General features: G+C 38.4%; 12 protein-coding genes. 4 read left to right on the top strand and 8 right to left on the bottom strand.

The genetic code is table 11. From position 1 onward, the window contains the following. Nucleotides 1–48: 48 nt before the first annotated feature. From ML462_RS00985 to tamL, 5 genes are all read right to left on the bottom strand, one after another. Nucleotides 49–2,268 (bottom strand): polyribonucleotide nucleotidyltransferase, encoded by a 2,220-nt coding sequence (locus ML462_RS00985; protein ID WP_240711864.1) that lies wholly within the window; start codon nucleotides 2,266–2,268, stop codon nucleotides 49–51. 201 nt (nucleotides 2,269–2,469) lie between these two features. Next, nucleotides 2,470–2,739, bottom strand: a complete 270-nt coding sequence (gene rpsO, locus ML462_RS00980; protein ID WP_240099172.1) for a 30S ribosomal protein S15 — start codon at nucleotides 2,737–2,739, stop codon at nucleotides 2,470–2,472. 111 nt (nucleotides 2,740–2,850) lie between these two features. Further along, nucleotides 2,851–3,708 carry an acetyl-CoA carboxylase, carboxyltransferase subunit beta gene (accD, locus tag ML462_RS00975; RefSeq protein WP_240711863.1) on the bottom strand — a complete coding sequence of 286 codons (858 nt, stop codon included), beginning with the start codon at nucleotides 3,706–3,708 and terminating at the stop codon, nucleotides 2,851–2,853. An 81-nt stretch (nucleotides 3,709–3,789) separates the two neighbouring features. Continuing rightward, a complete protein-coding gene (gene fbaA, locus ML462_RS00970) occupies nucleotides 3,790–4,857 on the bottom strand; it encodes a class II fructose-bisphosphate aldolase (protein WP_240711862.1) in 1,068 nt (355 codons plus the stop codon). A 44-nt stretch (nucleotides 4,858–4,901) separates the two neighbouring features. Beyond that, nucleotides 4,902–7,466 carry a translocation and assembly module lipoprotein TamL gene (gene tamL, locus ML462_RS00965; RefSeq protein WP_240711861.1) on the bottom strand — a complete coding sequence of 855 codons (2,565 nt, stop codon included), beginning with the start codon at nucleotides 7,464–7,466 and terminating at the stop codon, nucleotides 4,902–4,904. Nucleotides 7,467–7,503: 37 nt separating this feature from the next. Here tamL and ML462_RS00960 point away from each other — a divergent pair, with 37 nt between their 5' ends. Next, entirely contained in the window at nucleotides 7,504–8,250 is a 747-nt protein-coding gene (locus ML462_RS00960) for a TrmH family RNA methyltransferase (protein ID WP_240711860.1), read from the top strand. On the opposite strand, the gene porT is transcribed toward ML462_RS00960, so the two are convergent. Together porT and ubiE are read right to left on the bottom strand one after the other, a co-directional pair. Beyond that, nucleotides 8,231–8,938: a type IX secretion/gliding motility protein PorT/SprT gene (gene porT, locus ML462_RS00955; RefSeq protein ID WP_240711859.1), complete on the bottom strand. Its 708-nt coding sequence runs from the start codon at nucleotides 8,936–8,938 to the stop codon at nucleotides 8,231–8,233. The genes ML462_RS00960 and porT overlap by 20 nt on opposite strands. A 4-nt stretch (nucleotides 8,939–8,942) precedes the next feature. Continuing rightward, the gene (gene ubiE / locus ML462_RS00950) at nucleotides 8,943–9,671 is read right to left on the bottom strand and encodes a bifunctional demethylmenaquinone methyltransferase/2-methoxy-6-polyprenyl-1,4-benzoquinol methylase UbiE (protein ID WP_240711858.1); all 729 of its coding nucleotides are present in this window, start codon (nucleotides 9,669–9,671) and stop codon (nucleotides 8,943–8,945) included. Between the two features lie 133 nt (nucleotides 9,672–9,804). Between ubiE and trkA the strand changes: the two genes are divergently transcribed. Then, nucleotides 9,805–11,154: a Trk system potassium transporter TrkA gene (gene trkA, locus ML462_RS00945; protein WP_240711857.1), complete on the top strand. Its 1,350-nt coding sequence runs from the start codon at nucleotides 9,805–9,807 to the stop codon at nucleotides 11,152–11,154. Beyond that, complete coding sequence (locus ML462_RS00940) at nucleotides 11,154–12,650, top strand: TrkH family potassium uptake protein (RefSeq protein WP_240711856.1); 1,497 nt, start codon at nucleotides 11,154–11,156, stop codon at nucleotides 12,648–12,650. The genes trkA and ML462_RS00940 overlap by 1 nt, the downstream gene beginning before the upstream one ends. A 55-nt stretch (nucleotides 12,651–12,705) precedes the next feature. On the opposite strand, the gene ML462_RS00935 is transcribed toward ML462_RS00940, so the two are convergent. Then, nucleotides 12,706–13,893, bottom strand: a complete 1,188-nt coding sequence (locus ML462_RS00935; RefSeq protein WP_240711855.1) for a pyridoxal phosphate-dependent aminotransferase — start codon at nucleotides 13,891–13,893, stop codon at nucleotides 12,706–12,708. A 158-nt stretch (nucleotides 13,894–14,051) separates the two neighbouring features. Here ML462_RS00935 and rsmG point away from each other — a divergent pair, with 158 nt between their 5' ends. After that, nucleotides 14,052–14,681 carry a 16S rRNA (guanine(527)-N(7))-methyltransferase RsmG gene (gene rsmG, locus ML462_RS00930; protein WP_240711854.1) on the top strand — a complete coding sequence of 210 codons (630 nt, stop codon included), beginning with the start codon at nucleotides 14,052–14,054 and terminating at the stop codon, nucleotides 14,679–14,681.

Genomic DNA, 14,681 nt, shown 5'->3' with positions numbered 1-14,681 from the left:
AGCCCATGCATTTTACATGGGCTTGAAAATTATTAAAAAGAAGATTTATTAATCTCTTTTTTCCCTTGGTTTTCTGTCGTCGCGACGATTGTCACGACCTCTATTGTCTCTGCCGCGATTGTTGTCTCTTGGAGCCCTTTCCTTGAAACCTTCCGGCTTTGGAAGAATAGCTTTTCTTGAAACTTTTTCCTTACGCGTTTTAGGATCCATACCGAAATATTTCACATCTATCACATCTCCCATTTTTACCACATCATTTACATCATTGGTACGTTCCCATGCCAATTCAGAAATGTGAAGTAAAACTTCGTTGCCCGGAGCATCTACATACTCTACCACAGCACCAAAATCAAGGATCTTGATCACTTTTACCTCGTATACGCTCCCTTTTTCCGGCTTGAACGTAATAGAGTCGATCTTCGCAAGAACTTTATCGATTCCTTCCTGCTGAGTTCCAAGAATTTCAACGATACCTTCTTCCGTTACCGGATCTTCATTGATCACGATCTCTGTTTTAGTCTCTTTTTGAAGTTCCTGAATCACTTTTCCACCAGGCCCGATCAATGCACCAATAAATTCGTTCGGAATTCTTCTGGTAATGATCTTTGGAGAATGTGCTTTTACATTCTGGCTAGGAGCAGGGATGGTTTCAGTAAGTTTTTCAAGGATATGAAGTCTTCCTGCTCTTGCTTGTTTCAATGCATTCACAAGGATCTCGTAAGAAAGTCCCTTGATCTTGATATCCATCTGGCAGGCAGTAATACCATCCTCAGTTCCGGTTACTTTAAAGTCCATATCACCAAGGTGATCCTCGTCACCAAGAATATCTGAAAGTACCGCATAATTTTCACCATCAGAAATTAGTCCCATGGCAATACCAGAAACTGGCTTCTTAAGTTGAACACCTGCATCCATTAAGGACATTGTTCCCGCACAAACTGTTGCCATAGAAGAAGAACCATTAGATTCCAAAACTTCAGATACAACACGTACAGTATAAGGACAATCAGCAGGGATCATTCCTTTTAATGCTCTTTGAGCAAGGTTTCCGTGACCGATCTCACGTCTTGAAGTACCTCTAATTGGGTAAGCTTCTCCGGTTGAGAAAGGAGGGAAGTTATAATGTAAATAGAAAGTCTCTTCTCCTTGTTGTGTTGGAAGGTCTACCTGGTTAGCTTCTCTTGAAGTTCCCAGGGTTACCGTAGCAAGCGCCTGAGTTTCTCCACGAGTAAAGATCGCTGAACCATGTGTAGATGGAAGGTAATCTACTTCACACCAGATAGGACGAATTTCGTCTGTCTTTCTACCGTCAAGTCTAATTCCTTCTTTAAGAGTAAGATCACGTACCGCATTTTTATGTGCAGCAGCGAAATAACCAGAGATCATTTTACCTTTCTCTTCTAGTTCCTCTTCAGAAAACATCGCCTTTACTTCATCTTTCAGATCAGAAAAAGCCTGACTTCTTTCTTTTTTGCTAGTTCCGCTTTTCGCGATATCGTAAGCCTTCTGATAAGTTGCTTCATGAATTTTCTTTTCAAGATCTTCATCAGTTTCTGCTACTTCATACTCACGAGTTTCTTTTTTACCGAATGCTTCAGCAAGTCTGGTCTGAGCTTCACACTGAACTTTTATAGCTTCATGTGCGAATTTAATAGCCTCGGCCATTTCTTCTTCAGAACATTCGTCCATCTGTCCTTCAACCATCATAACCGAGTCTGCAGAAGCACCAACCATGATATCCATGTCTGCTTCAGCAAGTTTTTCTCTGCTTGGGTTAAGCACAAATTCGCCATTAATTCTGGCAACTCTAGCTTCTGAAATTGGAGTTTCAAAAGGAATGTCAGATAACTGAATAGCGGCAGATGCGGCAAGTCCTGCTAATGCGTCTGGCATAACTTCATCGTCATGAGACATTAACTGGATCATTACCTGGGTTTCAAATTTATAGTCTTTAGGGAATAGTGGACGAAGTACACGGTCTACTAAACGCATTACTAAAATTTCTTCACTGCTTGGTCTCGCTTCTCTCTTAAAGTAACCTCCAGGGAAAAGACCTGCAGCAGCAAATTTTTCACGATAATCTAATGTTAATGGAAAGAAATCCATTGTGGTAGGAGTGTATGAAGACACTACCGTACAAAGTAACATAGCGTTACCCATTTGAACAACAACCGACCCGTGAGCCTGTTTTGCCAATTTTCCGGTCTCGAGGGAAATGGTTCTGCCATCTCCTAGATCGATAACCTCCTTAAATGTTTGTGGAATCATAATAATTTCGAATTTGATCTGAATAACTTCAACCAGATCATTTAGTTAAACAAAGGTCTCCGCCATCCGGACGGCCGGGTTGTGTGTTGTGTGTAGTTGTGTGTTGACCAATGAAAAACTACCCCCTGGGCGACAATTTTTGAATGCCTTTACAGGCCAATCTAATATATAAAAAAAGGGGCGCTAATGCGCCCCTGAAAATTATTTTCTTAATCCTAGTTCCTTAACGATGGCACGATACCTCATGATATCCTTCTTCATCAAGTAGTCTAGAAGACTTCTTCTTTTACCAACCAGCCTTACCAGTGAACGCTCTGAATTGAAATCCTTACGGTTTTTCTTCAGGTGCTCAGAAAGGTGAGCGATTCTGTAAGTGAACAATGCGATCTGTCCTTCAGCCGATCCGGTATCGTTCTTTCCTTTACCGTGCTTTGCGAAGATCTCTTCTTTTTTCTCTTTTGCTAAATACATTCCAATATTATTTAAATGATTTTTATGTATTGACAGTTTTTCTGTCAGGCGGCAAAGATACTACTAATTTGAAAATTACCTACTTAAACTGCTTTTTTTATTCAGTGGATTTTATGCTCTTACCGGCTGATTCTGAATTAGATCCAGGTAAAGGTTTACCTTATCTTTCAATTCAGATCTTTTGGTGATAAAGTCCAGGAAGCCTTTTTCTTTAAGGAATTCAGCAGTCTGAAAATCTTTCGGAAGATCTTTTCCTGTAGTATCTTTTACAACACGCGGTCCTGCAAATCCTATCAAAGCTCCGGGTTCAGAAATATTAATATCTCCCAGCATCGCAAAAGAAGCGGTTGTTCCCCCAGTAGTTGGATCGGTTGCTAAGGAAATATAAGGTATTTTAGCATCTGCCAGCTGAGCAAGTTTTACCGAGGTTTTAGCTAACTGCATTAAAGAAAGAGCGGCTTCCTGCATTCTGGCACCTCCAGATTTTGAGATGATCATAAAAGGAATTTTATTCTTTAAAGCATGATCTGCAGCTCTGGCAATTTTCTCACCAACAACAGATCCCATACTTCCTCCAACGAATTTAAAATCCATACAGGCTATAACCAGATCTTTACCTTTGGATTTTCCAACGGCACATCTCACAGCATCTTTTAGTCCTGTTTTGTCCTGAGCGGCTTTTAGCCTATCTGTATATTTCTTGGTGTCTTCGAAATTTAAAGGATCTTTAGAAGTCATTCCTTTATCAAGTTCCTTGTATTTATTATCGTCAAAAAGGATCTTAAAATATTCGTTGCTCCCAATTCTAACATGGTAACCATCTTCCGGGCTCACATAGAAGTTGCTTTCCAATTGTTCAGCATCAACTATTTTGCCTGTAGGGGATTTATACCATAAACCTTTAGGGACATCTTTTTTTTGTTCTGTAGGTGTTTGTATACCTTTTTGTGTTCTTTTAAACCAAGCCATTTTCTTTCAATTTTTATCTTTCGATGGTCAACTTATGGCAATAAAAAATAGCCTTTCGAAAGGAAAGACTGTTATTTTATTTTATAGTGTGTTTACGTTATTAAGATCTTCAAAGGCTTTTTTTAATCTGGCCTTAAAAGTCAATTCTCCTTCACGAACCCATTTTCTAGGGTCGTAATATTTTTTATTTGGTACATCCTCTCCTTCTGGATTTCCAATCTGGTTCGCAAGATAATCCTTTCTGCTTCCCATATAATCACGAACACCTTCCATATATGCGTATTGAAGGTCTGTGTCTATATTCATTTTAATTACCCCGTAACCAATAGCTTCACGAATTTCTTCTACAGTTGAGCCACTTCCGCCATGGAAAACAAAATCAATATGATTTTTCTCTACATTATATTTCTTGGTGATATATTCCTGTGAATCCTTAAGGATGGTAGGGGTAAGTTTTACATTACCTGGTTTATATACTCCATGTACATTTCCAAATGCCGCTGCAATGGTGAATTGATCACTTACTTTACTAAGCTCTTCGTATGCATATGCAACTTCTTCTGGTTGAGTGTATAGTTTTGAAGAATCTACATCTGTATTATCTACACCGTCTTCTTCACCACCAGTGATCCCTAGTTCAATTTCAAGGGTCATTCCCATTTTAGACATGCGCTCGAGATATTTTTTACAGATCTCCATGTTCTCTTCAAGAGGCTCCTCAGAAAGATCGATCATATGCGAGCTATATAAAGGTTTCCCGAATTGCTCATAATGTTTTTCACTGGCATCAAGTAATCCATCGATCCATGGCAGTAATTTCTTAGCGCAATGGTCTGTATGCATAATCACAGGAACCCCATATAATTTGGCTAATTCATGTACATGTTTTGCACCTGCAACACCACCGGCAACTGCAGCACGTTCACCATCGTTCGAAAGACCTTTTCCTGCATTAAACTGAGCTCCACCATTAGAAAATTGAATAATTACCGGAGAGTTTAATTCTGCAGCAGTTTCAAGTACCGCATTTATACTGCTAGAACCTATAACATTTACCGCGGGAAGTGCGAAACCCTTCTCTTTGGCATAATTGAAAATTTCCTGAACTTCTTTTCCTGTGGCAACGCCTGGTTTAATATTATGACTCATAACTTTTGTTGATTAGGCTTACAAAAATAAGAAAATAAACTGGCTTAGAAAGGATAATTGATTCCTACATTATATACCGCATGTGAGAAATTGTAATCTCTGAACCAACGCTTACCGGCCGGTTGGGCGGGATCGTGGGTTTTAAAACCAATATCGAATCTTAGAACGAAAAAGTTAAAGTCGTATCTAATTCCAAAACCACTTCCAATAGCTAGCTCTTTAAGGTCCTCAATTCCTTCGAATTTGTATTCCGGAACATTTACATTATCCAATACGTTCCAGATGTTCCCAACGTCAACAAAAAGAGCACCTTTAAATTCATCAATAAGTCCGAAGCGATATTCGCCATTAAAAGCCAGTTTCATATTAGCCTCATTAAATTCTAGGATACTTCCGCTACTTCCCGGTCCCAGATCGTATGCCTGCCATGCACGATTGTCATTGGGTCCTCCACCAAAAAATGTTTTGGTGATAGGAATACTATTGGAATTTCCATAGGGAATGGCAATTCCGCCAAATGCACGGGCAGCAAATATCTGGTCACTTCCAAGGTCCCAGTGTTTAATAAAATCGATTTCAGTTTTGATGTATTGAGAATAAGCTACACCAATTACTTTATCGAAGCCCTGGTCATTCTGTTCATAATTGAACACACCAGACAAGGCTGAAAGCAAATTACCTGCCGTCTCCACCTTAAACCTGAATCTTGAGAATTCCTTATCATACAAGCTTTCCCGGGTATTCCATAAATAAGTGAAATTAGTTGCAAATATCAGGTTGTTCTCAGTGAGTCTAAGTTTTCTTTCATAAATGTCCAGTACATTGAAAAAATCTTCTCCGGTAAGACCTGTGTTAGGGAATTCATCTGAAATTACATAATCAATAAATTCGTCTGCCTCATCGGGAATCTCCAGAACCGGATCCTCGTTTGGGTCATTAAAATCAAAATTAGAGTCCTGGGCGATATTATTAAGCTCCTCGAAAGAATTACGGTAGACATTAAAGTAATTCTCCGGATTTAGATTTCGAACATATTGAATATTTAAAAAGTCGAAACTATTGGAGAGTTTTTTCGAAGGTTTCCAATTATAATTAAGTATCCCAGAGAAAGTTTGTTTGTCTAGACCAATATTTCTTTGAGTGCTGAATCCCAGGCTCATACTGGTGAATGGTGACATGTATTTCGGGATGATCTTTTCCGTATTAAACGGTAAAAAAATACGAGGAAGACTTAGTTTCATGTCTGCACCAACCTCGGTTATATCGAAAAACCTGTTTTCGTCCCGGCTTGCTGCAGCATCTGTTGATGATGCGATGCTTCCTCTTCCTGAAAACTCAAGATTTTCAAGACCTCCAAAAATATTTCTTATCAAAAAAGAACCTCCAAACCCTATCCCGAATTCCTGGATATTACTTTGTGAAACATCAAAATCGAATCCCAGAGAATATTTTGGAAGAGGAGAGAGGAAAATGTTAGTGACCAGATCTGTGCCGGTTGAATCGCTGGGATCTGGAGTATATTGAATATCTGGGTATCTAAAAACTCTTAAAGCGTTAAGTCTGTTGTATGTCCTGGTTCTGTCTGTGTCAGTGTAAATCGTGCCGGGCTTTATGAAAATAGCGTCGCTTATGGCCTCAGGTTTATAACGCATCTCATCAAAGCTGTAAAGCGTATAACCTTCATAACGTGCACTATCAGTAAGTAGATTGTTGCGTTGGGAATATGCATAATCGGTAAAAATGTTCACCTTACTAATATTGTGTATTTTGAAAGGTGTCCTGGTTATGCTGTCACCTTCATTATTTCTCCTGTTCTTGATGATTAGGGTAGTGTTGACCTTATGGTCTGTATCAACAGTATCAGCATCAAAACTTATATATTCCTGGTCAAAATTATAAACACCATTATTTCTGAATAACTGGGACAGTCGATCGCGTTCTTCATTAAAATCAAGCGTATTATACTGCTTGCCTTTTTTGATGTTACTTTCGGTGTTATTCAATTCGTATAATGAATCCAGGGCTGTGGAAGAAATTTCTGTTTTAAGTGAATCTATCACGTAAGGGGTCTTGGGGGTTACGTAATATTCTACCTTAGCTCTTTTTTCCTCATCTTCTATTGGAATGATCTCAGAATCAACTTCTACGTTGAACCATCCGTTGTTCCAATACCAGGATTTAAGCCGGTTTTCAGATTTTTGTTTCTCCTCTTCGTTTACCAAAACTGGGGCTTCGCCTGTTCGTTTTAGCCATTTGTTGAATTCAACCCTTGAGTGTAAATATTTCTCGAACTGTTTCCTTGAAAGCAAACCGGTTAAGAACTTATTCTTTTTTTCATTTTCCAGGTAATTCGTAGCCAGTATACTATCAATATTAGGTCTCGCAAGATTATAGAAATGCAATTTTAATGGAAATCCCAGGATCCTGGTGTTAGGTTCCTGGTAAAGTCTGCTATATATCCTGGAGTCTTTAACCTTTTCTCCATCGCTGAAAATTTCATTTTTCACCAAAAGGTCTTCATTTGGTTCTAGTCTTTTTACGGCATTACAGCTAATTATTAAGACAGGAGTTATAAAAAATAATAATATTTTTGCGATAAGCCGTTTCAAACAGTAGCGTTTAGAGGCTCAAAAATACATTTTTTTAATGCTAAGCAAAAGCCAGATTAAGTTAATAAAAAGCCTTACTCAAAAAAAGTTTAGAAATACTCATGAACTCTTTGTAGTAGAGGGAATAAAAGGGATTGGAGAGTTTTTGAATTCTGAGATTGAATTGGTTACATTATATACAACAGGAGAAAGTTTTGAAGTCGATCCTGAAAAAGTAGTTGAAATCGACGAGAAAGAGTTGAAAAAAATCAGTTCTCTTAAGACCCCTCAAAAAGCACTTGCGATATTTGAAATTCCTGCTAACAAGGAAGTGAAGCTCAATGATCTGGTTGTCGCTCTGGATGGAATTCGCGATCCAGGGAATCTAGGGACCATTATAAGATTATGTGACTGGTTTGGAGTGGAGGAGTTAATCTGTTCAAGCGATACCGTAGACTGTTTTAATCCGAAAGTTATCCAGGCAACGATGGGTTCTTTGGCGAGAGTAAATGTTACCTATCTTGATCTGGAAGATTTTCTTACACGACACAATTCTTCTTCCATAATGGGTACTATGCTTGAAGGGGAGAATGTTTATTTATCTGAACTTCCTCAGAAGGGTATTGTGATTTTTGGAAATGAAGCTAATGGTATTTCACCCGAGATCGGAAAATTCTTGCATCAACGAATCCATATTCCACAGTTCGGGAAAATTAAAAAAACTGAAAGTTTAAATGTGGCTACAGCCACTTCAATAATTTTAAGCGAAATTCGACGGTCTTCCTTTACTGAAAAACAAAATTGATGAATACGGCTCTGGAAGACATCTTGTCCACATTTCCTGTATAAAGACTATTAGGGTCAGCATCTCTTATCAATTCATCGTTAATTGCAAAAACACCGCGAATTGAGGGAGATAATTTGAAATAATAGAGGTATAAATCAATTCCAAAACCTATTTCGTAATAATAAGAATTTGTCGTCATTCGAAACTGCCCTGCGCTGTTATCATCGGGATTATTCTCGTTACTACTTAAATTAATCGAAGTAGAGACCCCGCCTACAACAAATGGTCTGAAATTATTGAGCCGGTTCGCATTGAATTTCACTAATAGAGGAATGTGTACATAAGTAGAACTAATTTCCCGGTAAGTATCAGCATCGGCCCTTAGAGCCTGATATCCCCTGGTGTTAAAATTAACTCCAGGTTCAAGACGAAGGTCAAAATTGTTGTTTAATCTCAGGTTCCCCACTAGCCCTACATTAAACCCTGTCCTGGTTTCAACTGCAAAGTCTTGACCTGTTACAGGGCTAGGGTCATATTCTTTATAATCGAAATTAAAATCATAGCTATTTAATCCAAGGAAGTAACCCCAGGACCAACGTTGCTGATCAAAATTTTGTTGATTCAATACCCGTTCTCCTGAAAATAACTGTGCCTGAGTTGTATGCAGGCAAAACATCATAAGGGTAAAGGCAAAAATTTTCTTCATAGTACTACTTTGAGGCAGTATATATGGTGGATACGCCAAATGTTTGTGGTAAATCTACTACATCTATAAACCCAATTTTCTTCAAAATATTGTTGAAGGTTATCCCGTATGGAAAATTAGCTGCACTTTCACTTAAATATGAATAGGCATCTTTATCCTTCGAAAAGATCTTTCCGATAACTGGTAATATTAGATTTGAATACAAACGGTAACCCTGCTTGTAGGGAAATTTAGTGGGTACCGAAGTTTCCAATACTACGAAAATACCCCCGGGTTTCAAAACTCTGTAAATTTCTTCAAGGCCTTTTTCCAAAGTTTCGAAATTTCGAACTCCGAAAGCCACTGTAATGGCGTCAAACGAATTGTCTTTAAAGGGAAGATTTTCAGAATCTCCCTGTATCATTTCAATTTTTGATTCAATCTGTTTTTCTGCAATTTTTTTACGGCCAACTCTGAGCATACCTTCAGAAAGGTCTAGTCCAACAATTCGGGTCGCGCCTGTTTCTGCCATTTGTATGGCCAGGTCGCCGGTGCCTGTGGCGATATCAAGAATACTATCAGGATTAGTAGCTTTTACAGCTGCTACTACCTTCTTTCTCCATTTAACATCAGTTCCTAGTGAAATCACCCTGTTCAAACCATCATAATTGTCTGATATATTATCAAACATTTTCTCTACCTGCTTCTTTTTCGTGAGTTTGGAATCCTTGTATGGAGTCACCTTTTTGCTCATGCTAAAATTTTGGGTCAAAGATAACCGATATGCTTAAAAATCATTGAGAATCAATAAATATTTATCTTCAGAATTGTGATTTTTCGTTTCTCTAAAATACCTTAACTTTGCAGCTGCAATTTGAAGCTTTTATATGAAAATAATTATCGCCGGTGCAGGTGAAGTAGGATTTCATTTAGCTAAATTACTTTCCTTTGAATCTCAGGATATCACGCTAATTGACCCCAACAGAGATAATCTGGCCTATGCAGATACTCATTTGGACATTAGAACCGTAAAGGGTGATGCGAGTTCGATTAAAATTCTTAAGGAAGCCCAGGTAAAATACACAGACATGGTTATCAGCGTTACTTCCAGTGAGGCGACCAATATTACTGTATGTGTGCTAGCAAAACAGTTAGGAGCGAAAAGAACTATTGCCAGGATATCGAATACGGAGTTCCTTGAAAATCAAGGTGAACTCGGATTCACCAGATTTGGAATTGATGAATTGATTTCTCCGGAAGCTCTAGCATCAAGGGAGATCGAATTGCTGCTGAACCAATCTGCATTTAATGATAGTTATGAATTTGAAGAAGGAGCCCTAACGATGATTGGGGTAAGTCTTTCCAGAACAGCAACTTTCGTAGGAAAAACTGTTAAGGAGGCGGCTAAGATCTTTCCTGAATTGAATTTTGTGCCTATTGCTATTCAGAGATTTGGGACACAGTATACTCTAATTCCAAGGGGAGATACTCAATTCAAGGATGGAGACCAGGTTTATTTCATTACGCTGAAAAACGGGGTGGAAGAATTATATAAATTAACTGGCAAGGTCAGGCAGGAAATAAAAAATGTTATGATTCTTGGTGGAAGTAAGATCGGTAGGAAAACCGCTCAGGACCTTTGCCGGAATAATTTTAAGGTAAAGCTGGTTGAAAAGGATCGGGATAAGGCTTATGAATTGGCAGATGAGTTACCGGAAACATTGATTATTAATGGTGATGGTAGGAATGTGGAGTTACTTGAAGAAGAAAACATCCACGATATGGATGCTTTTATCGCGGTAACAGGAAATTCTGAGACCAATATTATGTCTTGCCTGGTAGCAAAATCAAAAAGCGTTAAAAAAACCATTTCTCTGGTTGAAAATATGGATTATTTTCAGCTGAGCCATTCTATAGGAATAGATACGCTTATCAATAAAAAATTATTAGCTGCGAATAATATTTTCAGATTTGTAAGGAAGGGTGAAGTAGTTGCCATGACCAAGCTGAATAACATGAACGCCGAATTACTGGAATTTATCGTAAAACCAAAGTCTCAGGTGAGCGGTAAAAAGATTAAAGACCTTGATTTTCCAAGATCTGCTATTATTGGTGGAATTATAAGGAATGGTAAAGGGCTTATCGCTCTTGGTGATTTCTTAATTAAACCAGGAGACCGTATTGTGGTTTGTTGTTTGCCAAGATCTATTAATAAAGTAGAAAAACTTTTCCTTTAATGCCCAGACTGAATTATCAAATAATTCTACACGTAATGGGTTTACTGTTGCTTTGCAACGGTGGCTTTATGTTGCTAGCAACACTTGTGAGTTGGTTTTACCAAGATGGTGTCACCTTAGAAATTTCTACCGCAGCTTTAATTACTCTTTTTATTGGTACTCTTTTTATGTTCACTACCCGTGGGCATAGCAAGGAGGTGAAAATTAGGGAGGGTTATATTATTGTGACTTTTGGGTGGATATTCATGGCTTTAAGTGGAGCCTTACCCTATGTTATAAGTGAATCTATTCCCGGATTCACCAATGCTTTTTTTGAGACCATGTCTGGTTATACCACTACCGGCGCATCTATTTTGAACGATATAGAAGCAATTCCTAAAGGTATTCTATTTTGGAGAAGTCTTACGCACTGGATTGGAGGGATGGGAATTATCGTTCTTGCCATTGCTATTCTACCACTATTAGGAATTGGAGGGATGCAGCTTTTTACAGCTGAATCTCCGGGACCTAGTGCAGATAAACTAAAACCGCGGATTCGGGATACAGCAAAAAGGTTATGGCTTATTTATGTCTCCTATACCCTTGCCGAAACCATTTTACTTTGGATTGCCGGAATGACCTTCTTTGATGCGATCAATCATGCCTTTAGTACTCTCTCTACAGGTGGATTCAGTACTAAAAATGCCAGCCTGGCCTTTTGGAATGATAATCCCATTATCCAGTATATTGTCATCATTTTTATGTTGCTTGCCGGTAGCAACTTTGTATTGAGCTACTTTTCTTTTAAAGGTAAGATAAGCAAGGTTTTACATGATGATGAGTTCAAGTGGTATATAATATTTATTGCAGCTTTTACTGCAATTTCTTCGTTGATCGTGTATTTTCAAGCCGATGTAAGTATTTCTTCAATAGATCACCCTATGGTTTGGGGTGAAGGTGAAAGCGCTTTCAGGCATTCATTGTTCCAGGTTCTTGCGGTAATTACAACTACAGGGTTCGTTTCTGCAGATTATACTATGTGGACCCCTTTCCTTACAATCCTGTTCTTTGGACTATTTTTCCTTGGTGGATCTGCCGGATCTACTGCCGGTGGAGTGAAGGTAATGAGACATATTATCATGATAAAAAACGGTATTATCGAGTTTAAGAGAACCTTACACCCGAATGCGATTCTTCCTGTAAGGTTTAATGGTAAGTCTATTAGTAAGGAGATTGTTTTTAATATTCTAGGATTTTTTATCCTTTATATGCTGTCTTTTATCATAGGCGCAGTAGTTCTGGCGTCCTTAGGTCTGGATTTTGAAACGGCTATCGGTGGTGCAGCATCATCTCTGGGAAATATTGGTCCTGCATTCGGCGGATTGAGCCCCGTGAATAACTTTGATATGCTTCCAGACTTTGGGAAGTGGTGGTGTTCTTTTTTAATGCTAATAGGAAGGCTTGAACTTTTTACCGTTCTTATCATTTTAACCCCATTTTTCTGGAGAAATAGATAAAATTGAAAACAAAAAAACCGGCTCCTAGGCCGGTTTTTTTGATTATATCCTTCTTCTAAGACAGAGCTTTTTTGATCCTGGCTAGTGCCTCAGTGATTTGAACTTCGCTGGCAGCATATGAAATTCTGATACATTCAGGATTTCCGAAAGCATCACCGGTAACTGTAGCTACGTTCGCTTCTTCTAAAAGAAACATACTGAAATCTGTTGCATTCAATATTTTATGTCCTTTTATTGTTTTTCCGAAAAATGAAGAAACATTTGGGAATACGTAAAAAGCTCCCTCGGGTTCAGTGGTGACAAATCCTTCGATCTTATTTAAAAGATCTATGATCAGTTTTCTTCTACTTTTAAAAGTATCGATCATATGACTGATCTTTTTTACCGGAGCTTCCAGGGCCGTGATCACTGCTCTTTGAGCGATACAATTGGCGCCGCTGGTAATTTGGCCCTGCATTTTATTGCAGGCCCTGGCGATATAGGAAGGAGCACCAATATAACCGATCCTCCAGCCCGTCATAGCGAATGCTTTCGAAACACCGTTTACGGTAACTGTTCGGTCATACATATCTTCAAAACCAGCCATAGAAGCATGGTCTCCCACAAAATTGATATGCTCATAAATTTCATCACTAACCACGATGATGTCTGGATATTTTTTCAAAACATCTGCAAGTGCTCTTAGTTCTTCCTTGCTATACACCATTCCGCTAGGATTACATGGTGAACTATACCAGATCATTTTCGTTTTAGGCGTAATGGCAGCTTCGAGTTGTTCCGGGGTAATTTTAAAATCGGTATCTACCGAAGTTGGTACTTCAACCGGAACTCCTTCGGCTAATTTTACAATTTCCGCATAGCTAACCCAATAAGGACAGGGTAGAAGGACTTCGTCACCAGGATTCAGAACCACCATAGCAACATTAGCCAGAGATTGTTTTGCGCCAGTAGAGACAACGATCTGTGACCTGTCGTAGGATAGGTTGTTATCCCTTTTGAATTTATTGATAATTGCATCTTTCAATTCAACATATCCGTCTACAGGGGTGTAAGAATTGTAATTTTCGTTGATTGCTGTTATAGCCGCTTCTTTTATGAAATCTGGTGTGTTAAAGTCTGGTTCTCCTAGACTCAGACCAATAATGTCTTTACCTTCTGCTTTTAATTCACGCGCCTTGGCGGCCATGGCCAGGGTTTGAGAAGTTGCCATTGAGTTGATGCGATTTGATAATTTTTCCTGCATAATGTTGGTTTTAAATTTTCTTTTAGCCCATTTTTTTTGCGCGTGGCTCCTGTTTAGGAGAGGCAGCTTCAAAGTTAAAATTTTATAATTTCCGCTATTCAGATTTTACGGAAAAAATAGCAATAAAAAATAACTACTTTTGCACAAAATATTAGGCTTTGGAATTAATCAAGAAATACTTTCCGGAATTAACCGACGATCAATTTTCAAAATTTAAAAAACTTGAAGAGTTATATAAGGACTGGAACCTCAAAATAAATGTGGTTTCAAGAAAAGATATTGATGAGCTTTACCTGAGACATGTTATTCATTCTTTAGGTATAGCCAAAGTACAGGAATTTAAACCTGGATCAAAAATTCTGGATGTTGGTACTGGTGGAGGCTTTCCTGGTATACCATTAGCTATTCTTTTTCCAGAAAGTACTTTTCACCTTGTTGATTCGATAGGGAAAAAGATAAAAGTAGTAGATGAGGTTAGCGAAGGACTTGGTTTAGAAAACGTGACATCATATAACCAAAGAGTGGAAGAACTGGATGGGAATTATGATTTTATTGTAAGCCGTGCTGTAGCCATCATGCCTACCTTCGTGAGATGGGTAAAAGGAAAAATAGCCAAGGATAGTCACCACGAAAGAAGGAATGGTATACTTTATTTAAAAGGTGGTGATTTAACTGAAGAACTCAAAGACTACCGCACCGCGGAAATCTTTGAGCTATCAGATTTTTATGAAGAGGAATTCTTTGATACTAAAAAGGTAGTTTATCTACCTATGAAATATAAAGGTTAA

Origin of the sequence: Christiangramia lutea (assembly GCF_022489035.1) — a bacterium.
Lineage (GTDB): Bacteria > Bacteroidota > Bacteroidia > Flavobacteriales > Flavobacteriaceae > Christiangramia > Christiangramia lutea.
The sequence above is the reverse complement of the archived record's forward strand: the minus strand, read 5'-3'. Positions and strand labels throughout refer to the sequence as shown.

Bases quoted from the DNA above. Each gene is read 5' to 3' on its own strand.
- ML462_RS00985 (WP_240711864.1), bottom strand. From the start codon at position 2,268: ATGATTCCACAAACATTTAAGGAGGTTATCGATCTAGGAGATGGCAGA.
- rpsO (WP_240099172.1), bottom strand. From the start codon at position 2,739: ATGTATTTAGCAAAAGAGAAAAAAGAAGAGATCTTCGCAAAGCACGGT.
- accD (WP_240711863.1), bottom strand. From the start codon at position 3,708: ATGGCTTGGTTTAAAAGAACACAAAAAGGTATACAAACACCTACAGAA.
- fbaA (WP_240711862.1), bottom strand. From the start codon at position 4,857: ATGAGTCATAATATTAAACCAGGCGTTGCCACAGGAAAAGAAGTTCAG.
- ML462_RS00960 (WP_240711860.1), top strand. From the start codon at position 7,504: ATGCTAAGCAAAAGCCAGATTAAGTTAATAAAAAGCCTTACTCAAAAA.
- porT (WP_240711859.1), bottom strand. From the start codon at position 8,938: ATGAAGAAAATTTTTGCCTTTACCCTTATGATGTTTTGCCTGCATACA.
- ubiE (WP_240711858.1), bottom strand. From the start codon at position 9,671: ATGAGCAAAAAGGTGACTCCATACAAGGATTCCAAACTCACGAAAAAG.
- trkA (WP_240711857.1), top strand. From the start codon at position 9,805: ATGAAAATAATTATCGCCGGTGCAGGTGAAGTAGGATTTCATTTAGCT.
- ML462_RS00940 (WP_240711856.1), top strand. From the start codon at position 11,154: ATGCCCAGACTGAATTATCAAATAATTCTACACGTAATGGGTTTACTG.
- ML462_RS00935 (WP_240711855.1), bottom strand. From the start codon at position 13,893: ATGCAGGAAAAATTATCAAATCGCATCAACTCAATGGCAACTTCTCAA.